This window comes from Maricaulis maris (genome assembly GCF_036322705.1).
Classification (GTDB): Bacteria; Pseudomonadota; Alphaproteobacteria; order Caulobacterales; family Maricaulaceae; genus Maricaulis; species Maricaulis maris_B.
Map to the genome: position 1 here is coordinate 1,278,662 of NZ_AP027270.1, position 19,163 is coordinate 1,297,824.

At 63.5% G+C, this 19,163-nt stretch carries 19 protein-coding genes; 7 read left to right on the forward strand and 12 right to left on the reverse strand.

Going from position 1 to position 19,163, the window contains the following annotated elements; translation table 11 throughout:
* Positions 1-50: 50 nt before the first annotated feature.
* From AAA969_RS05930 to AAA969_RS05945, 4 genes are read right to left on the reverse strand one after another with little or no spacing between them, the layout of a single operon-like run.
* Entirely contained in the window at positions 51-1,358 is a 1,308-nt protein-coding gene (locus tag AAA969_RS05930) for an MFS transporter (RefSeq protein ID WP_338244607.1), read from the reverse strand.
* Positions 1,355-2,080 carry a lysophospholipid acyltransferase family protein gene (locus AAA969_RS05935; RefSeq protein WP_338244609.1) on the reverse strand — a complete coding sequence of 242 codons (726 nt, stop codon included), beginning with the start codon at positions 2,078-2,080 and terminating at the stop codon, positions 1,355-1,357. Before AAA969_RS05935 ends, AAA969_RS05930 begins: the two co-directional genes overlap by 4 nt.
* Positions 2,081-2,114: 34 nt before the next feature.
* Positions 2,115-2,876, reverse strand: a complete 762-nt coding sequence (locus AAA969_RS05940; RefSeq protein WP_338244611.1) for a lysophospholipid acyltransferase family protein — start codon at positions 2,874-2,876, stop codon at positions 2,115-2,117.
* 40 nt (positions 2,877-2,916) lie between these two features.
* Positions 2,917-3,540, reverse strand: coding sequence for a TetR/AcrR family transcriptional regulator (locus AAA969_RS05945; protein ID WP_338244612.1), 624 nt, complete (start codon positions 3,538-3,540; stop codon positions 2,917-2,919).
* Between the two features lie 385 nt (positions 3,541-3,925).
* Between AAA969_RS05945 and AAA969_RS05950 the strand changes: the two genes are divergently transcribed.
* Together AAA969_RS05950 and AAA969_RS05955 are read left to right on the forward strand one after the other, a co-directional pair.
* Entirely contained in the window at positions 3,926-4,744 is an 819-nt protein-coding gene (locus tag AAA969_RS05950) for a flagellin (RefSeq protein ID WP_338244614.1), read from the forward strand.
* Positions 4,745-4,951: 207 nt separating this feature from the next.
* Positions 4,952-6,040, forward strand: a complete 1,089-nt coding sequence (locus AAA969_RS05955) for a ferritin-like domain-containing protein (RefSeq protein WP_338244617.1) — start codon at positions 4,952-4,954, stop codon at positions 6,038-6,040.
* Positions 6,041-6,103: 63 nt separating this feature from the next.
* Here AAA969_RS05955 and AAA969_RS05960 read toward each other — a convergent pair whose 3' ends face one another.
* The 3 genes from AAA969_RS05960 to AAA969_RS05970 form a co-directional block, all read right to left on the reverse strand.
* On the reverse strand, positions 6,104-6,316 hold the full coding sequence (locus tag AAA969_RS05960; RefSeq protein ID WP_338244619.1) for a type II toxin-antitoxin system RelE/ParE family toxin: 213 nt from the start codon (positions 6,314-6,316) through the stop codon (positions 6,104-6,106).
* A 13-nt stretch (positions 6,317-6,329) separates the two neighbouring features.
* Positions 6,330-6,602: a type II toxin-antitoxin system ParD family antitoxin gene (locus AAA969_RS05965; RefSeq protein ID WP_338244621.1), complete on the reverse strand. Its 273-nt coding sequence runs from the start codon at positions 6,600-6,602 to the stop codon at positions 6,330-6,332.
* Between the two features lie 299 nt (positions 6,603-6,901).
* Positions 6,902-8,332 carry a helix-turn-helix domain-containing protein gene (locus tag AAA969_RS05970; RefSeq protein WP_338244623.1) on the reverse strand — a complete coding sequence of 477 codons (1,431 nt, stop codon included), beginning with the start codon at positions 8,330-8,332 and terminating at the stop codon, positions 6,902-6,904.
* Between the two features lie 160 nt (positions 8,333-8,492).
* Between AAA969_RS05970 and aceA the strand changes: the two genes are divergently transcribed.
* Both aceA and aceB read left to right on the forward strand, forming a co-directional pair.
* On the forward strand, positions 8,493-9,779 hold the full coding sequence (gene aceA / locus AAA969_RS05975; RefSeq protein ID WP_338244625.1) for an isocitrate lyase: 1,287 nt from the start codon (positions 8,493-8,495) through the stop codon (positions 9,777-9,779).
* Positions 9,780-9,859: 80 nt separating this feature from the next.
* Entirely contained in the window at positions 9,860-11,503 is a 1,644-nt protein-coding gene (gene aceB, locus AAA969_RS05980) for a malate synthase A (RefSeq protein ID WP_338244627.1), read from the forward strand.
* 85 nt (positions 11,504-11,588) lie between these two features.
* On the opposite strand, the gene AAA969_RS05985 is transcribed toward aceB, so the two are convergent.
* From AAA969_RS05985 to AAA969_RS06000, 4 genes are all read right to left on the reverse strand, one after another.
* Positions 11,589-12,110, reverse strand: a complete 522-nt coding sequence (locus tag AAA969_RS05985; RefSeq protein WP_338244630.1) for a hypothetical protein — start codon at positions 12,108-12,110, stop codon at positions 11,589-11,591.
* Positions 12,107-14,062 carry an acetate--CoA ligase gene (gene acs / locus AAA969_RS05990; RefSeq protein WP_338244632.1) on the reverse strand — a complete coding sequence of 652 codons (1,956 nt, stop codon included), beginning with the start codon at positions 14,060-14,062 and terminating at the stop codon, positions 12,107-12,109. Before acs ends, AAA969_RS05985 begins: the two co-directional genes overlap by 4 nt.
* Before the next feature lie 97 nt (positions 14,063-14,159).
* On the reverse strand, positions 14,160-15,908 hold the full coding sequence (locus AAA969_RS05995; RefSeq protein WP_338244634.1) for a SulP family inorganic anion transporter: 1,749 nt from the start codon (positions 15,906-15,908) through the stop codon (positions 14,160-14,162).
* Between the two features lie 4 nt (positions 15,909-15,912).
* Entirely contained in the window at positions 15,913-16,797 is an 885-nt protein-coding gene (locus tag AAA969_RS06000; RefSeq protein ID WP_338244637.1) for an MBL fold metallo-hydrolase, read from the reverse strand.
* A 133-nt stretch (positions 16,798-16,930) separates the two neighbouring features.
* Here AAA969_RS06000 and AAA969_RS06005 point away from each other — a divergent pair, with 133 nt between their 5' ends.
* Positions 16,931-17,458, forward strand: a complete 528-nt coding sequence (locus AAA969_RS06005; RefSeq protein ID WP_338244639.1) for a rhodanese-like domain-containing protein — start codon at positions 16,931-16,933, stop codon at positions 17,456-17,458.
* Here AAA969_RS06005 and AAA969_RS06010 read toward each other — a convergent pair.
* Positions 17,455-17,781, reverse strand: coding sequence for an ArsR/SmtB family transcription factor (locus AAA969_RS06010; RefSeq protein WP_338244641.1), 327 nt, complete (start codon positions 17,779-17,781; stop codon positions 17,455-17,457). The genes AAA969_RS06005 and AAA969_RS06010 overlap by 4 nt on opposite strands.
* A 176-nt stretch (positions 17,782-17,957) precedes the next feature.
* Between AAA969_RS06010 and AAA969_RS06015 the strand changes: the two genes are divergently transcribed.
* Both AAA969_RS06015 and hisG read left to right on the forward strand, forming a co-directional pair.
* Entirely contained in the window at positions 17,958-18,275 is a 318-nt protein-coding gene (locus tag AAA969_RS06015) for a YerC/YecD family TrpR-related protein (protein WP_338244642.1), read from the forward strand.
* A complete protein-coding gene (gene hisG / locus AAA969_RS06020) occupies positions 18,272-19,156 on the forward strand; it encodes an ATP phosphoribosyltransferase (protein WP_338244644.1) in 885 nt (294 codons plus the stop codon). Before AAA969_RS06015 ends, hisG begins: the two co-directional genes overlap by 4 nt.
* Positions 19,157-19,163 lie beyond the last annotated feature (7 nt).

Here is a 19,163-nt window from a genome sequence, read left to right on the forward strand (position 1 = left end):
GGCGACGCTTTCCCGGCTGGCCGATGCAATCAGGGCTCAGGCCCGATGGCTTAGCCCTTTGCGCCGCGCCGCAGATTGAGGCGCCAGAGGATGAACAGCACGGCGAGACCCGAGACGAAGGCGATCATCAGGAAGGCCATCTGGATCGGCAGCTGCAGCAGGGCGATCCCGGCGAGGGAGAACTGGCCCAGCGTCGCCGTTGCCGCATTCATGATCCCGCCGGCGGCCAGCAGGCGTCCGCGCAGCTCGGCCGGCGCCCGGCGCTGGGCCATGGCCTGCAGCGGCACCACGAACAGGCCGGCCGAGACTGCTGCGAGGCCGAGATCCACCAGGATTCGCCAGTTGGCCTTGTCGGCCAGGAAGACGTCTGCGGCGATCAGGGTCGCGCCCTCCGGCACCAGTGGATTGGACCAGGTGGTCAGGGCGACATCGGTCGTGAACACGACCAGGCCGATCGCACCGGTGATCGAGAAGGGCAGGGCGTCTCCCTTGCCCGACAGGGCACCGCAGAGCAGGGCGCCGATCGCGGCGCCGATGGTGAACAGGGCGCTGAACAGCAGGACCACCGTCTCGTCCGCGCCCAGCACGGAGGCGGTGAAGACCGGCATCAGCGTGATGATGGAGGCCGCCAGCATCCAGAACCAGGCAGCGCCGAGCAGCGGCCGCAGGACCTGCGGCGCCCTGAAGGCGTAGGCGAGCACACGGAACGTCTCGCCGATGAAATTGATCGTCAGCGGCATGTCCGGGCGGGCCGCCCTGGCCTCGGGCAATTGCCGGCTGGCGAGCCAGCCCAGGACGGCCATCACGACCAGGCCAAGGCCGACCAGTTCGGGGCCGAAGGGGCGCATCACGAGCCAGGTGCCCAGTCCGATCCCGACCAGCACCGACACGTTCAAAAGGCCCGACATCATCGCATTGGCAGGGACCAGTTCATGGTCTGCCAGAAGGGTCGGCAGGGCGGAGTTCTTGGCCGGGGTGAAGAAGGCCGACTGGGCGCCCATCAGGAAGAGCGCGACCATCAGCAGCAGCGGTTCCTCAAGGAAGAAACCAAGGGCGACGATCAGCATCAGCCAGATCTCGGCAAACTTCGCAAAGCGCATGATCCGGGTGCGGTCGAACTTGTCGGCCATGCGTCCGGCGACCGCCGAGAACAGGAAGATCGGCACGGTGAAGAGCGAGGCTGCGATCGGCACCATCATGGCGCGCTCGATATCGAACAGGGTCAGCCCGCCATAGGTCACCAGTGTGACCAGGGAATAGCGGAAGAAGTTGTCATTGAAGGCGCCGAGCGACTGGGCGAGCAGAAGCGGCAGGAAGCGGCGCTGGGTGATCAGCTGGGCAGCAATCTTGGCACTCATGACACGGTCTCCGTGGCGGCTTGGCCCTCGGCCTCGAGGGCGCGGGTCCGGGTTTCAATGGTGATTTTCAGGCGCGGCAGGAAATCATCGCGCGGCAGGCCGGGCGGGATCGGGTCGAGGAATTCGACTACGGCCGGGCCGGGGAATTTCCGCCACTGGTTCTGCGGCCAACGCAGGCCGGTATTGGTGGCGACCGGGATCACGGTCCGGCCGAGGGTCTCGTACATGAGGTGGACGCCCTTGCGGTAGCGATAGCTCTCGCCGACCGGGGGCAGGCGGCCTTCCGGGTAGATGAGGAGTGGCCGCGGATCGTCGGCGGCGCGCTCAATGGCGTCCTGAAGCGCGCCCTGGGCCCCGCTGAGGCCGGGCGAGTTGACCATGGTGGCACCGGAGGCAGCGACAATGCGTCCAACCAGCGGGAAGCTCTGGATCTCGTTGCCGATCACGAAATTGGTATCGCCGAGGATCGCCATCATCAAAAAGCCGTCGGCCCAGGATTGGTGTTTTGCCGCAATGATCACCGGCAGGCCGGTCGGGATTGTCCCGCGGACCTCGACCGGGGCGCCGAGCACGTGATGCATCAGGCCGCGAATGGTCCTGCAGGCTGTCCGCATGACGGTGCGGACGCCGCCTTGCCAGCCGGCAAGGGCGACCAGCCAGGCGAGTACGGCGAAGAGCGCGAGAACCGGCCAGAACACCAGGTTGAAGGTAAATGAACGCATCGGATCCTCCCCGGATCGTGGCCCTGTCTGCGTCTTACGCGCAGATGACCGCTGGTCGTGTCGGACCGTGCGACGGTTTGGCGACCGGCGCAAACTCCGCTTCCAACTCCCGCGAGCGGGTTTCGACACGGGCCTCAAGCTCGCTCAGGGCTGCGTCGCGGTCCTCGCCGGGCGCGATCGGGTCAAGGAATTCGATCACGGCCGTGCCAGCGAATTTGTGCCAAGTCTGTTGCGGCCAGAAATGACCCAGATTGGTCGCCACCGGGACGATCGGCCGATCAAGCGCGCGGGCCATGTGCCAGACGCCGGAGCGATAGCGCATGCCGGTGCCGACCGCGGTGAGATGGCCTTCCGGATAAATCAGCACCGGACGCGGGCGTCCTTCGCCCTGCGAGCGCACAATGCCGGCCATCAGGCTGTCGCGGGCCTCGCTGCCGCCCTGGTTGGACAGGACAATCGCGCCACAGCGTTTCAGAACCCAGCCAATCAGCGGGAATTTCAGCATGTGGTCGCCGCACACGAAATTGACGTCGCCGCACTTGGCCATCATCACGATGCCATCGCCCCAGGACTGGTGCTTGGCGCCGATCACCACCGGCTGGTTCTTCGGCGGCGTGCCGCGGACCTCGACCTTGATGCCGCAGATCCAGCGCATCAGATGGACGGTAAGCCGTGCATAGGAGCGCAGGCCATGCATCAGCACGGTGCGGCCGGGGACCAGGGCGAGGATCGCGCAGATCACGGCGTAGATGCCGGACAGGGACCAATAAGCGATATTGAAGATAAAGGAGCGCATGGCGGTCTTCCTTGTCGGTTGAGAGGCTTTGTCGGTGCGTCTAGGAGCGCAGCACGGCCATGATGGCGCGGGTGAACTCTGCGATATGAGCCGAGAGCGGGCACGCGATACGGCCGTAAAGGCTGTACTCGGCGGCCTGCATCACCACGCCCAGCGCCATCGCCGAGCGCAGCTCCGGATCACCGTTCGGGATATCGCCGCGCTGCATGGCCTGGGCGATACAATCCGTCATCAGGTCGGAGGGATCGGCACCACCATCACCGGACGCCGAAATGAAGGCGTTGCGGTGGGTCAGGTGGTAGGTGAATTGCGCCGGGTCCTGGTCGGCGAGGGTGCAATAGGCGGTGACCAGCGCCGTGGCGATCTGCTCCAGCGAGGCGTCCGGCTTGAGATGGCTGGCGACCATGTCGAGGAGCTTCTTGTGAATCGCCTCGAACATCAGTCGGGCGAGGGCGTCCTTGGATTTGAAGTGGCGGTACATGGCGCCGTCTGAAATCGTACAGGCCTCCGCGATCTGCTTGATCGAGACGCCGTCGACGCCGTGGCGGGCAAACAGCTCCAGCGCCGCGCGCTCGATCCGAGCCTTGGTCGTGCCGGTCCGGGCGGTCACGCCGATATTGGGATCAGACCCGTCAAAAATGTCGTCGCGCAGCATTCCGGTCATTTCTTGTCCCCTCCAGGGCGTGAGTGAATGGTTATTTACATCTCCATTAGCGGATCGGATTGCGCGGCGCAAGTGAATAGTTACTTACATCCGCGGGAAGTGACCGGTCGCGACATGACGACGTGCTGTCGGGGAGGAGTCTGGTCGGGTGCACGGTGGCGGATAGGCCGACGCGAAGGGGGCCGGACACGCGGCGGCAATCGTCTGAAAACGCGTGCCGAATGCCGGTTGGCCTCGCCAGGCAGGCGAACTCGGGCCGTCATTTAGCGAATAATTTATTATTACCCGGTAGCGTCTCTGTACCGAACGGCATTCGAGATCGACCGAAAACAGGTTGGCTGCGCCGGTCCGGTGGTGGACTGCAGAAGCGTGGGGGAGCCAAGAAATGGCGACGATCAACACCAATTCAGGTGCCATGGTGGCACTTCAAAGTCTGAACAAGACCAATCGTGACCTGGAAACGGTCCAGGCGCGGATCAATACCGGACTGGCGGTCGGGTCCGCCAAGGACAATGGCGGTGTCTTCGCCATCGCCCAGTCCATGCGCGCCGACGTCCGCGGCTATAGTGCCGTGGCGCAATCGCTCGACCTCTCGGCCTCGACAGTCGATGTCGCTCTGGCGGGCGGCGAGGCCATCTCGGACCTGCTTGTGGAGCTGAAGGAAAAGGCTTTGGCCGGCTCCGACAATTCACTCGACCAGGCGTCGCGGGATGCCCTGAACGAGGACTTCAAGGCGCTACGCGACCAGATCGGCAAGATTGTCGAAACCGCTGAGTTCAACGGCACCAACCTCATCAACGGGTCGAAATCCCAGATCTCCGGTCTCGCCAATGCCAATGGCTCATCGACCATCACGATTGGTGCCGAGGACTTGTCCCTGGGCGGCGCGGTTGTGTCGGCGACGGCGTCCTTCGCCTCTGCCGGGGATGCCGCGACGCTGGTCGGTACGATCGAAACGGCGCTCGACAATCTCAATGCCTCTCTCGCGCGCCTCGGCACGGGGTCAAAGGCGCTCGGCATTCACAAGGCCTTTGTCGGCAAGCTTTCCGATGCGCTGGAAAAGGGGATCGGCAATCTCGTTGATGCCGACCTCGCCAAGGAAAGCGCCAATCTCCAGGCCCTTCAGGTCAAGCAGGAGCTTGGCGTCCGCGCGCTTTCAATCGCCAATGCCTCGCCGGCAACGATATTGGGCTATTTCCGCTAGGAAACGGGCCGGGGAATGGCGGGGTTGTGACCGGCGTCGGGGGTGCTGGCGGGCTCCGGTCATTTTTGCGTCGTTTCGCGATCAGGGCTTGCCAAGCGCCTCAAGATGGCAGACGTTTGGCTTGTGAACGTTGTTCACTAAAGCGCAGCGCATAACAAGAATGCTGCACGGACACATGATTGGTCGCACCTGGGGAGGTTACGCACCATGGCATCGCTTCGCGATCTCTATCCCATGCCGGATATCGACAAGCATTGGTCGATTCCGGAGCAATTCAACGCCACATTCGATTTCGAGTATGACGATGGACGGTCCACGCTCATGCACTTGTACCAGAAGGGCAAGGACATGCAGTGGGATGCGGTGAACCGCATCGACTGGTCGCTTGAGCTCGATGCCGAGAACCCGATGCAGCTTCCCGACGAGGGGATTGCCCTGCACGGCTCGCCGATGTGGGAGAAGATGACGAAGAAGGAAAAGATCGAATTCCGTCGTCACGCCCAGGCCTGGAACATCTCGCAATTCATGCAGGGTGAGCAGGCCGCCCTGATCTGTGCCGCCAAGATCGTCGAGTCGGTGCCGGATCTGGACGCCAAATTCTACGCCGCGACCCAGGTCATGGACGAGGCCCGCCATGTCGAGGCCTACAAGAACCTGATGAAGAAGTTCGGTGTCGCCTATCCGATGACCGAACCGCTTCGCCAACTGGTCGACCAAGCGCTGCGCGACAGCCGCTGGGACTTCACCTATCTGGCCATGCAGGTCGTCATCGAAGGTCTGGCCCTGGCCGCCTTCGGCACGATCCGCGACCTTGCCCAGAACCCGCTGGCCAAGATGGTCAATGCCTATGTGATGGAAGACGAAGCGCGCCACGTTGCCTTCGGTCGCCTGTCCCTGCGTGACTATTATCCGCATCTGACCGATGCCGAGCGCGCCGAGCGCGAGGAATTCCTCGTCGAGGCCTGCTACCACATGCGCGACCGTTTCCAGGCCCGCGAAGTCTATGAAGTCATGGGCTTGCCGGTCGAGGAATGCGTCGAGTGGGCGGAAAACTCGGAAATGAACAAGCTGTTCCGCACCCTCCTGTTCCAGCGCATCGTGCCGGTTGTGAAGGATATCGGGCTTTGGGGGCCGAAGATCCAGAAAGCCTATGCCGACATGGGCGTGCTGCACTATGCCGACCAGGATCTCGATGCCCTGGCCAAGCAGGACGAGGACATCGCCAAGGATCTCGACATGCGTCACGGTGATGTGCGGACGGCTTATGTCCACGCCGTCGCTGGCGCCGCCGAATAGGCGAAACGGACACAATTGATCCCGGACCAGGGGCTCCGCGATGCGGGGCCCCTTTTTTTGGGGTCAGGCAAAGTCGTTTAGGTCCATCGAGCCATGCAGAAAAGCGAAGATATCAACGCCGCCATCCCTCGCTCGGTAGAAAACAACATGGGCCTTGTGTTTGAATGACCGGAAGCCTGCCGCGATCTCGTCGCGTTGCCGGACCGCGTCGGGAAATTCCGCCAGCCATCGCAAGCGGGCGCCCAGACTGTGAAGATAGCTGGCGCATCGCGCCATGCCCCATCTCCGCTTAGTATAGTCTGCAATGTCCGCGAGGTCGGCGCCGACCCGCCCGCTTGATAATCGCCTCGATATCATAGTCCTCGACGAAATCGGCGCGCTCGGCGTCGCTCATGCCTTGGCGGACATGGTTTTGCAGGGCGTCCAGTCGTTTGCCGCGATCTTCCAGCTCGCGAAGGCCAGCGCGCACGATTTCACTGACGGTTCCGTAGCGGCCGCTTTCGATTTCCTGACGGATATAGGCTTCCCAATGTGGGCCCAGTGTCAGGCTGGTGGATGCCATAGCGACGCTCCTGTATATTCAAAATGAATATAGTGAGGACGTGTCAACGCGACCCGTAAAAAGAAGCGCAGCGGCGCTCTTCGATCCATAAATCGCTTGTCAGCACGCGGGCCGCATCCGTTTCTTCAGGTCAAGGGCGCCGCAGGCGCGCTTCGCGGACAAGTCCCTTGAGCTGAAGAAACGGATGCGGCTTTCTCTCGGCAAGCGATTTATGGATGGCCTCGCGCGGCGCGCCCTCAGTCGAGTTGTGTCGGCGGGCTCGCAGCAGGTATTAATCGGTCGCCACGTGGCGCTCCTCCTCAGCTCTCCCCGAACGCATAGGGCGATGCGCGAAGCTGGTGCGGGTCCATCGTCAGCTTGCGGTTGAGGGGCGGGAAGGCGCGCTGGGCGCAATCCTCCCGCTCACACAGGCGGCAGGCGAGCCCGATCGGTGCCGGGCTGACATCGCCCATGCCGTCGGCATGGATAATCTTGCCGGCATTGTCCCAGTCGCACCCCAGGGCGATGGCGTGCAGGACAGGCGGCTGGCCGCTCGGGCCGGGTGTCGACTGGCCGCGGGCCAGGGACAGCATGCGGGTGCCATCCGGCAGTTCGAAGGCCTGGGCGAGGATGCGGTCGGGCAGGCGCAGCGCGTCATAGAGATTCCATTTCGGACAGCCGCCGCCGGCGCGGGCGAAGGGCATGATGCCGCCACCGAAGCGTTTGGAGACATTGCCCGCCGCATCGACCCGGATCATGAAGAAGGGCAGGCCGCGCGCGCCCGGGCGCTGCAGCGTGGTCAGCCGGTGACAGACCTGTTCATGGCTGGCCTCGAAGCGGCGCTGAAGCAGGTCGAGATCGTAGCGGCGGGTCTCGGCGGCCTTGAGGAAGGCGTCATAAGGCATCTGCACCGCGCCGGCGAAATAATTGGCGAGGCCGATACGCAGCAGACGGCGGCCTTCAGGACTTGGCAGATCGATCTCGTCACACAGCCTGTCCAGCAGTTCGGCCTGTTCCAGCGATGCCAGAACGACAGCCATGTGAAATCCGCGCGAGGCCGGGGCCAGCGTCTCGGACAGGAGCAGGCGCCGCCCGTGGAAGTCCAGCCGGCGGCGCGCGCCGGCCATCACATCCTCGTCCAGCACGCGGACAGTGAAGCCGTGCTGCTCCTGCAGATAGGCCGCCAGCGCCTGGTCCCGGTTGCGACTGCGCAGGCCGGCGCGCTCGCTCAGCGCGTCGGCGGCCTCCTCAAGCTCGGGGAAGTGGTTGTGATGGGCGTCGATCGCATTGCGCACCGATTCCAGCACCGCACCCGGACCGCCCGTCGTCGCGCCAGAGCCTGAGACCCGGGTCGCGAGGTCGGCCGTTGCGTTCGACATCTCGCGATAGGACTGGAACAGGCGGGTCAGGGCTTCGGCGGCGCGCGGCTGGCTGTCGGCCAGTTCATTGAGTTCCATCCGGTCCAGCTCCAGCCCGGCCAGGACCGGGTCGGCGGCCGCTTCGGTGAGGTCGGCGATCAGCTGCCGGTCGCTTTCATTGGCAAAGCTTCGCACATCGACATCAAAGGCTTCGGCGAGTGCGAGCAATACGCGGGCCGTGACCGGCCGCTGGTTGCGTTCGAGCAGGTTGAGGTAGCTGGCGGACAGGCCGAGCGCTTCGGCCGCTTCAGACTGGGTCAGTCCGCGTTCACGACGCAGTCGGCGCAGTCGGGCACCGGCAAATATCTTTTCGAAGGCCTGATTGTCGCTCATTGTCTGTGCCAAAATTTACAACGTGACACACATACAATGTAATTATCATACACACAAACCTCTTTATAGGAAAAGCCTGATCGACACGCTCTGTTCCGTTTGACAGTTTGGCGTCAACGCAACTCAAGCCAAACCGGCAGTGCCGGCACGGAGTAATGACATGACGACTTTCGCTGACCTGGTCCCCAACACAGCTGCTGACCGCTTCGACGGTATCAATCGCCCCTACACCCCGGAAGATGTGCTCAAGCTGCGTGGCTCGATCACGATCAGCCAGACCCTGGCCGAGCGTGGTGCGACAAAGCTGTGGGATCTGCTCAAGACCGAGCCCTACATCAATGCGCTCGGCGCGCTGTCGGGCAACCAGGCCATGCAGATGGTCCGCGCCGGTCTGAAAGCCATCTATCTCTCTGGCTGGCAGGTTGCGGCCGATGCCAATACCGCCGGAACCATGTATCCGGACCAGTCACTCTATCCGGCCAACTCGGCCCCGGAGCTGGCCAAGAAGATCAACCGCGCCCTGCAACGCGCCGACCAGATCGAAGTCAGCGAAACGGGTAAGGCCAGCCGTGACTGGTTCGCTCCGATCGTTGCCGACGCCGAGGCCGGCTTCGGTGGGACTCTGAACTGCTTCGAGATCATGAAGGCCTTTATCGAGGCAGGCGCTGCCGGCGTTCACTTCGAAGACCAGGTTGCGGCCGAGAAGAAGTGTGGTCACTTGGGCGGCAAGGTCCTGATCCCGACCAGCGGTCACATGCGCAATCTCGCTGCCGCCCGTCTGGCGGCTGACGTGATGGGTGTGTCGACGATCACCGTCGCCCGCACCGATGCGGAATCCGCCAATCTGATCAATTCGGACATTGACGAGCGCGACCATGAGTTCATCGATTTCGAGGCCGGTCGCACCCCGGAGGGCTTCTTCCGCCTGAAGAGCGGTGTCGGGGTTGACCACTGCATCAAGCGCGGCCTGGCCTATGCCGAGATCGCCGACCTCCTGTGGTGGGAAACCTCCAAGCCGAACCTGGACGAAGCGCGCCGCTTCGCCGAGGCGATCCAAAAGAAATATCCCGGCAAGATGATGGCCTATAACTGCTCGCCGTCCTTCAACTGGGAAGCCAATCTCGACAAGGCGACCATCGAAACCTACCAGCGCGAGCTCGGTGCGATGGGCTACAAGTTCCAGTTCGTGACCCTGGCTGGCTTCCACAGTCTGAACCACTCCATGTTCGAGCTGGCCCGTGGCTACAAGGCGCGTGGCATGGGAGCCTATTCCGAGTTGCAACAGGCGGAGTTCGCGTCCGAGACCGATGGCTACACCGCCACCCGTCACCAGCGCGAAGTCGGCACCGGCTATTTCGACAAGGTCTCGCTGGCGATCTCCGGCGGCACGTCCTCTACGACCGCAATGGGCGAGTCGACGGAATCCGCTCAGTTCGCGGCTGAATAACACCCCATTCTCACGTTCCTTTGCCGGGGTGCTGTCCACCGGACGCACCCCGGTTTTGTCTCCATTTACAGGAGCCTTACATGTCTCTCATTGCCCCATCCGGCGTCGAAGTCCTGGGCCATCTCGAGCCCGGCTATCGCGATATCCTCAGCCACGAGGCGCTCGAATTCCTGGCCGGTCTGCACCGTCGCTTCGAAAAGCGTCGCCAGTCCCTGCTGCGCTACCGCAAGGAGCGTCAGGCCGAACTCGACCAGGGTGCGCTGCTGATGTACCCGCACGAGACCGCCGACATCCGCGCCGGTGAGTGGAAGGTCCGTCCGGCTCCCGCCGACCTGCAGGACCGCCGGGTCGAGATTACCGGTCCGGTCGACCGCAAGATGGTGGTCAACGCGCTCAATTCCGGCGCCAAATGCTTCATGGCCGACTTCGAGGACGCAACCTCGCCGCTATGGTCCAACCTGCTTGAGGGCCAGATCAATCTGCGCGATGCCAATCTGCGCCAGATCGATTTCACTGACCCGAAGAACAACAAGCGTTACCAGGTCAAGGACGCCGCCGCCGTGTTGATCGTCCGGCCGCGGGGCTGGCACCTCGATGAGCGCCATGTCCATATCAACGGGCAGGCCCTGTCGGGTTCGCTGTTCGATTTCGGCCTCTATGTCTTCCACAACCACGCATCCCTGAAGGAACGCGGCACGGCGCCGTATTTCTACCTTCCCAAGCTGGAAAGCCGTCTTGAAGCCCGTTTGTGGAGCCTGGTCTTCCAGCATGCCGAAGACGAGCTGGGCCTTGAGCGCGGCACGCTGCGCGCCACGGTGCTGATCGAAACCTTGCCGGCGGCCTTCGAGCTGGACGAGATCCTGTACGAGCTGAAAGACCATATCGTCGGTCTCAATTGCGGCCGCTGGGATTACATTTTCAGCTATATCAAACGCCTCAAGTCCCGCCCGGACCATGTTCTGCCGGATCGTTCTGCCGTGACGATGAGCGTGCCTTTCATGGCAGCCTACTCACGTCGGGTGGTGGCGGTCTGTCACCGTCGGGGCGCCCACGCCATGGGCGGCATGTCGGCCTTTATCCCGGTCAAGAATGACCCCGAAGCCAATGCTGCGGCGACCGAGAAAGTCCGTGAGGACAAGCTGCGCGAAGTGAAGAACGGCCATGACGGCACCTGGGTCGCGCACCCGGACCTGGTTCCGGTCGCGATGGAGGTCTTCAACCAGCACATGAAGGGCCCGAACCAGCTTGAGCGCCCGGCCGATCCGCACGAGCGCCCGGTCACCACGCAGCAATTGCTGGAGGCCCCGGCGGGTGACATCACCGACGCGGGTGTCGACGACAATATCGACGTGGCCATCCGTTATATCGCCGCCTGGCTTGGTGGACGCGGGGCGGTCCCGATCCGCAATCTGATGGAAGATGCCGCGACAGCGGAAATCGCGCGGGCCCAGCTGTGGCAGTGGCGGACCTTTGACAAGTCGACAAAGGAGGGCACCGCGTTGACCGCGGCAATGCTCGGCAACCGGATCGAGGACATCTGCTCGTCCATTCAGGATGAAGTTCCTGACCAGGCCGAGCTGTGCGATCGCATCCGGGCCGCAGGCGACATTCTCGCCGAGCTGGTGCTGTCGACAGAGTTCGCGGAATTCCTGACCTTGCCGGCCTATGACCGGCTGACTGCCGACCTCACAGCACCGATGAAGCTGATGGAGTTTGAGGACTAGGCAGGCTTGAGCTGATGACGGTTGGTCGTCTCAGGCGCGGGGCTCGGGCAAGGTCGAAACGACCGGCCCGGGCCCCGCAACCATTCTAGCCCGTGACAGCGGGCGCGCCCGGCATCCGGTAGCCGCACAGATCGGCCAGTTTCCAGCCCGTCGCGGTCTGTTCGAAGCGGCAGGTCATGTAGTCGCCGCGATACGTGCCATAAGGCAGTGGCGCGTCGAGAAGCGGGGTTTCCGGTGCCGGCGCGACCCGGTCGTAGGCCCGCTGCGGGTAGACCAGGATCTGGCGTGACGCCTCGCTGGCCGGAAAGCCCGGATCGTCGAACACGCAAAGCGGCGGCTGGCTGAGCATGCCGATGACCGTGCCACGCGTATTGCCGTCACTGCCCCAGACATGGCTGCGCAGCATCGGGTCGCGGGAGATAAAGGCATTGCGCAGTGCGCCGGGAGCCAGTGTATCAGCGACGGCGGTCTCGTTGTGGCTGATAATGGCGGAGAAAGCCGCCATTTCGTGCGCCTGTGGAGCCCGGCACATCGGCACGGTCTCGGTGGCGCAGGCCGATAGGCCGATCACGGATGTGGTGGCGACGAGGGCAAGGACACGTTTCATCGGTTTTTCCGGTTTGCGATCAGGTCGTCGACGACGCCCGGGTCGGCCAATGTAGACGTGTCGCCCAGATTGCCAAACTCGTTCTCGGCAATTTTTCGCAGGATACGGCGCATGATCTTGCCCGACCGGGTCTTGGGCAATGAGGGGGCGAACTGGATCAGGTCCGGCGTCGCAACCGGTCCGATTTCCTGGCGCACCCAGGCCTTCAGCGCAGCGACGTCTTCCTCGGCGGGATCGCGTCCCCCCATCAGGGTCACATAGCAGTAGATGCCCTGGCCCTTGACGTCATGCGGATAGCCGACGACGGCGGCCTCGGCCACATCATCATGGGCGACAAGGGCGCTTTCGATCTCGGCGGTTCCGAGGCGGTGGCCGGAGACGTTGAGCACGTCATCCACGCGTCCGGTGATCCACCAGTAGCCGTCCGCGTCCCGGCGGGCGCCGTCGCCGGTGAAGTAATAGCCGGGATAAGTCGAGAAGTAGGTCTCGAAAAAGCGCTGGTGATCGCCGTAGACCGTGCGCATCTGCCCCGGCCAGGACCGGCAGATGACGAGATTGCCGCTCTCCGGCCCGGTATCGGCAAGGCGCTGGCCCTCGGCATCCATCAGCGCCGGCTCGACCCCGAACATCGGTGTGGTCGCCGAGCCCGGCTTGAGCGCGGTGGCACCGGGAAGGGGGGTGATCAGGGCGCCGCCGGTCTCCGTCTGCCACCAGGTATCGACGATCGGGCAGCGGCCATCGCCGACCACGGTGTGATACCAGTTCCAGGCTTCCGGATTGATCGGTTCGCCGACGCTGCCCAAAAGGCGCAGTGAGGCCCGGGAGTGCTTCTTCACTGGTTCGTCCCCTTCGCGCATCAGGGCGCGGATGGCGGTCGGGGCCGTATAGAACGTGTTGACCTGGTGCTTGTCGACAACCTGCCAGAGGCGATCCGGACCCGGCCAGGTCGGCACCCCTTCGAACATCAGCGTGGTCGCGCCATTGGCGAGGGGTCCATAGACGATGTAGGTGTGACCGGTGACCCAGCCGACATCGGCGGTGCACCAGTAAATCTCGCCGCGCTTGTAGTCGAAGACGTATTCATGCGTCATCGAGGCCCAGACCATATAGCCGCCCGTGGTGTGCAGCACGCCCTTCGGCTGACCGGTCGAGCCGGACGTATAGAGGATGAAAAGCGGGTCCTCGGCTTTCATGTGCGTGGGTGGACAGTCCGGACTGGCCGCGTCGACCAGGCTCTCATAGGCGACATCGCGGCGGTCATCCCAGCCAACATCGCCGCCGGTGCGCCGGACCATGATAACTTTCTCGACGCCGCCGACGCTGTGCACGGCCTTGTCGACATTGTCCTTGAGCGGGATCGGTTTGCCGCCGCGCAGGCCTTCATCGGCGGTGATCACGAAGCGGCTACCGCAATCGGTGATCCGGCCGGCCAGCGCGTCCGGTGAAAAGCCGCCGAACACGACCGAGTGAACGGCACCGATGCGGGCGCAGGCCAGCATCGCATAGGCGGCTTCGGGGATCATCGGCATGTAAAGCGTGACCCGGTCGCCCTTGTTGACCCCCAGTGATTTCAGCCCGTTTGCGAGGCGGCAAACATGCTCGTGCAGCTCACCATAGGTGATCCGGGCATCGACCGACGGATCATCGCCCTCCCAGATGATCGCGACGTCGTCGGCGCGCTCGGGCAGGTGGCGATCGATGCAATTGGCGCAGGCGTTCAGTGTGCCGTCGGCAAACCAGCGAATATGCAGATTGTCCTTCGCCCAGCTGACATCGGAGATCTCGGTGAAGGGCTCGATCCAGTCGATACGCTTGGCTTCCTCGCGCCAGAAGGCGTCCGGATCCTCGATCGATTGCCGGTACATTGCGGCGTAGCGCTCTGCATCGATGCCGGCCGCGGCAGCGCGTTCGTCGGAAACCGGGAAGATGGCATCGGGATCGGTATGAGACATGGCGGGCTCCGTGGCGTCTCGGCAGGATTTGCGTTGAACGATAACGATTCAGCTCCGTGAGGCAATCATAGCCCAAGCATCGCCTGCGCGAAGGTTCTTACGCCTCTGCAATCCCTTCGGCCCGCAGCGTGGTCTGTGGGTCGAGGGTGCGCATGGCGGCGTAGTGGGACAGGAAAACCTCGCCCGTCAGTTCATCGAAGAAGCCGGCCTCGATCAGCTTGTCGGCGATCGGCCCCTTGACCTCGGAGAGATGGAGGCGGACGCCGGCATCATTGAGGCGGTCATTGATCACGCGCAGGCTGCCCAGTGCACTGGCATCGACGAAATTGACGGCCGTGAAAAGCAGCACCAGATCGGTCGGACGGCTCTCCCGCGCGATGATCTGGCTGGCGAGGTCTTCAAGGAAGCGGGCATTCGCGAAATACAGCGCTTCATCGATCCGCAAGGCGACGACATGCGGTGAGCAGACGACCTGATGGCGATGGATATTGCGGAAATGGTGCGAGTTGGGGACCTGCCCGACCTCGGCCCAGTGTGGGCGCATGGTGCGTTGCAGAACCAGGCCGACCGACAGCGTCACGCCGAGGGTCAGGCCGACCTCGACGCCGAGGAAGAGTACGCCGGTCAGCGTCAGGAAGGCGGCTGCACCGTCGGCATGGGAGTATTTCCACGCGTGCCAGGCATCCTGAAAATTCGCCATTCGCCAGATCGCCGCGAGAATGGTGGCAGCAAGGGCGGCCTTTGGCAGGTGATAGAAGATCGGCGTCAGGAAGGCGGCGACCAGAAGGATGATGACGGCGGTTAAAACGCCGGCGATCGGAGTCTCGGCACCCGCCGATTCATTGACGACCGAGCGCGCAAATCCGCCGGTGACGGGATAGCCGCCGGTGAAGGCTGAGGCCGCATTGGCCGCGCCCAGCCCCAGTAGCTCACGGTTCGGGTTGATGGTCTCGCGCCGGCGCGCGGCCAGCGACTGGCCCACGGAGACACTTTCCACGAAACCGACCAGCGAGATCAGCGCTGCGGGGCCGATCAGGGCCCGCCAGATCTCCAGCGGCACAAGCGGAAAGGCGAGGGGCGGCAGGCCCGATGGCAGCGCACCGACAATAGCCAGTCCGGCCCGCTCGTGCAGGCCAAAGCCCCAGGCAGAAAGCGCGGTCACGGCGACCAGCATGGCCGGGGCGGCGCGCGTGATCGCAGTGATGCTCCCCGCGTTGAGGCCCAGTCGCTTGAGCGCCGTCGGTAGCAGCGAGCGGGCGCTGAGCAGAAAGGCGAGGCTGGCCAGTCCAACGGTCAGGGCTGTGTAATTGATACCTTCGAAATTACGGATCAGTGAGACCAGCAGTTCAGGGACGGTGGCGCCGTGCATGTCCGTGCCGATGAAATGGCGCAGCTGGCTTCCGATGATGAGGATGGTCGAGGCGGTGATGAATGCCTCGATGACCGGGCGCGAGAGGAAGTTCGCGACGCTGCCTAGCCGGAACAGGCCGAACAGCAGAAGGAAGGCGCTCGACAGCAGCGCGAGGGCGCCGGCCGCGGCCATGATCTGCGCGGTGTCGGTCAGGCCCAGCGAGCCGATCGCTGCCGCGGTCATCAGCGAGACCACCGCAACCGGTCCCACGGCGAGCACCCGGCTCGATCCGAACAGGGCATAGGCGACAAGCGGGGCGATCGAGGCGTAAAGCCCGGCTTGCGGCGGCAATCCGGCGAGCAGGGCGTAGGCCAAGCTTTGCGGGATGAGCAGGATCGCGGTGACGAGGCTGGCCAGTCCATCCTGCGCCAGCAGTTTGCGGTTGTAGCCGTTCAGCCATTCCAGTCCAGGCAGGACGCGTTGCAGGACGTCCATCGGATCAGATCGCGTCCAAGGGAAGCTTGAGATAGCGGCGGCCGTTGGGGGAGGGCGGCGGCAAATTTCCGGCCCGCATATTGACCTGGACCGACGGCAGGATCAGGCGCGGCATGGACAGCTCCGCATCGCGCGCCGTTCGCATCGCTACGAACTCATCCTCGCTGATACCGTCATGGACATGGATATTGCGGGCTTTTTGTTCGCCGACCGTGGTTTCCCAGGCGAAGTGATCGCGGCCAGGCGCCTTGTAGTCGTGACACATGAAGAGGCGGGTGTCGTCGGGCAGAGCAAAAATGCGCTGGATCGAGCGGTAAAGCGTGCGCGCGTCGCCGCCGGGAAAGTCACAGCGCGCCGTGCCGAAATCCGGCATGAAAAGTGTATCGCCAACGAAGGCTGTGTCGCCGAGATGATAGACCATGCAGGCGGGGGTGTGTCCCGGCGTGTAAATCGCCTCGGCGTCTATCGATCCGATCGAGAAGCGCTCGCCATCCTCGAACAGGTGCCCGAATTGTGACCCGTCACGGGCGAAGTCCTGGCCGGCGTCGAAGAGATCGCCGAACACGGCCTGGACATGCGTGACGTGGGAACCGATCCCGATCTTGCCGCCGGTCTCGCGCGCCAGGTAAGGCGCTGCGGACAGGTGATCCGCATGGACATGGGTTTCAAGCACCCAGTCGACGCCGAGGTCCTCACGACGGACATGATCGAGCAGGATATCGGCCGACCGGGTCGAGGTCCGTCCGGAGGCGGCGTCGAAGTCGAGCACACTATCGATGATGGCGGCGCGCTTGGTTGGGGGATCCGACACGATATAGCTCACGGTGAAGGTGTCAGCGTCAAAAAAGGCCTCGATCAGGGGCGTCCGGGTCTTGGTCGTGAGGGTCATGGGATCGGCCTTTCAATTGCCCAAACAGGATCTGCCGAAACAGTCACATAATATATTTGCAAAACTATGCAAGTGCGATTATATGCGTCCCGACGGCCCGGATCCGGGCATTGGCTATCAATGGAACATGACTATGACAGAGCACAAGGATTTTGACCCCGCCGAGGTACAGGCAGGCCTTGAGGCCGGACGGTATCTTCTCGTGGATGTCCGCGAACCGGGCGAGTTTGCCGAGGAACGCATCCCCGGCGCCCTGCTGGCCCCGCTGTCGTGCTTCAGACCGGAGCATCTTCCCCGGGGCGATGATCGCGAGATCATCCTGCACTGCAAGTCCGGCGGGCGCTCTGGCCGGGCCCTGCAGATGTGTCGCGACGCCGGCGTGCCGGTCGCCGGACACGTCAAGGGCGGGATCCTCAACTGGAAGTCTGCCAAGTTGACGACCGAGCGGGCCGAGGATGCCCCGACCGGGATGACCATCCAGCAGGCGGTCATGGCCATGGCCTCGGCGCTTGTGCTGGTGTCCATCGCCCTGTCGCTGGCGTTCTCGCCGGTCTGGTTGATGCTCGGCGCCGGGGTGAGCGCCATGTTGCTGCAGGCGAGCTTCACCGGCTTCTGTCCGGCGAGTTCTGTCTTCGCCAAACTCGGCTTTCGCCCGGCCTAAACGCTGACCGTGGGTGTGAGCGTCTCGCCCGGCGCGCAATAGGTCGCGTAGAGGGCTGACATCACTGACTCGATCCGTCGATCGGCCAGGCCATAATAGATGGTCTGGCCGTTTCGCCGTGTCGTCACGAGCCCCTTGTTGCGCAGGATGGCGAGTTGTTGCGACATCGCCTGGTCGCGCATGCCCAGAGCTTCGGCGAGCTCGCCGACCGAACGCTCTTTCTCCATCATCGCGCACAGCGCCAGCAGTCGGCTGGGGTGGGCGAGGGTCTTCATGAGATCGGCGACGATCTCCGCCATCGGCTGCATGTCATCGTACTGCATGGGGCGACCTGATAATTGCAATTCTCTGCAAGTATATAGAGGTGACCGCTGAAAGCGCAATCCGGCCCGCGGGAGCCGATAGCTGGCCGCTTCCGTGCCGTTAACTGCATCTCGCCTGAATTCGGCATTGTGTTAGCGCGCTAACACGTTATATCGGCGGTCAAGGAGTTCGTGCCATGACCGACACTGTCCAGACCCGCCCGGATGGGCCCACCGATCTCACCGCCCTGAGCCAGGCGCTCCTCGCCTTGCGGGATGCTGGCGAGGCGGAGCGGTTCCTGCGCGATTTGCTGACGCCGGGTGAGATGAAGACGCTGACCGAACGCTGGCGCGTCGCTGGTCTGCTCAATGAGGGCGGTCATTCCTATCGCGAGATCTCCGAAATGACCGGCGCCAGCACTACCACGGTGACCCGTGTTGCGCGCTTTCTCAGCCAGGAGCCCTGGCAGGGCTACCGTACCATTCTCAACCGTCTCAAGGAGAACGGATCGTGACAACCCGTTTGCGTATTGCCGTCCAGAGCAAGGGCCGTCTGGCCGAAGGGGGCATGGACCTCCTCAAGCGTTGTGGCCTTCGTTTCGCCTATGGCCGCGACAAGCTTCACCAGCGTGCCGAGAACATGCCGGTTGATCTGATGCTGGTGCGGGATGACGATATTCCGAACTTCGTCGGTAGCGGGGCCTGTGACTACGGCATTGTTGGCGAGAATGTTCTGGCCGAGGAGCAGGCGGCCGGTGGTCGCGCACGCGAGCTCGAAGTCGCGCTGCGTCTCGGCTTTGCGGGCTGCACGCTGAAAATGGCAGCGCCCGAGGATGGCCCGATCCGCAGTGTCGCGGATCTGGCTAGCAAGGCCATCGCGACCTCTTACCCGGCGCTGACCGCGCAATTCCTGAAGGACCGCGGCATTGAGGCCGAGATCGTCGAGATGCGCGGCTCGGTTGAAGTGGCGCCGCGCCTGCGCATCGCCGATGCGATCTGTGACCTCGTCTCCTCCGGCGCCACGCTGCAAGCCAATGGCCTGAAGGCGTTCGAGACCGTCCTCAAAAGCGAGGCGGTGCTGATCCGGCGCAAGGCCGACCGTGATCCCGGCTCCGACGGGATCGCCAATATCCTGATGCGCCGCGCCCAGGGCGTGATCGCTTCCTCGCAAACCAAATACATCATGCTCAACGCGCCGACCGACCGGCTCGATGCGATCCGCGCGCTTTTGCCGGGAGCCGACGCCCCGACCATTGCCAAGGTCGCCGGTCGTGATGACGTCGTCGCCGTCCATGCGGTTTGTCGGGAACGTGTGTTCTGGGAAACACTTGAAGCTCTGGAAAAGGAAGGCGCGCGCGCCATTCTTGTCCTGCCGATCGAAAAAATGCTCGCCTGAGGCCAAA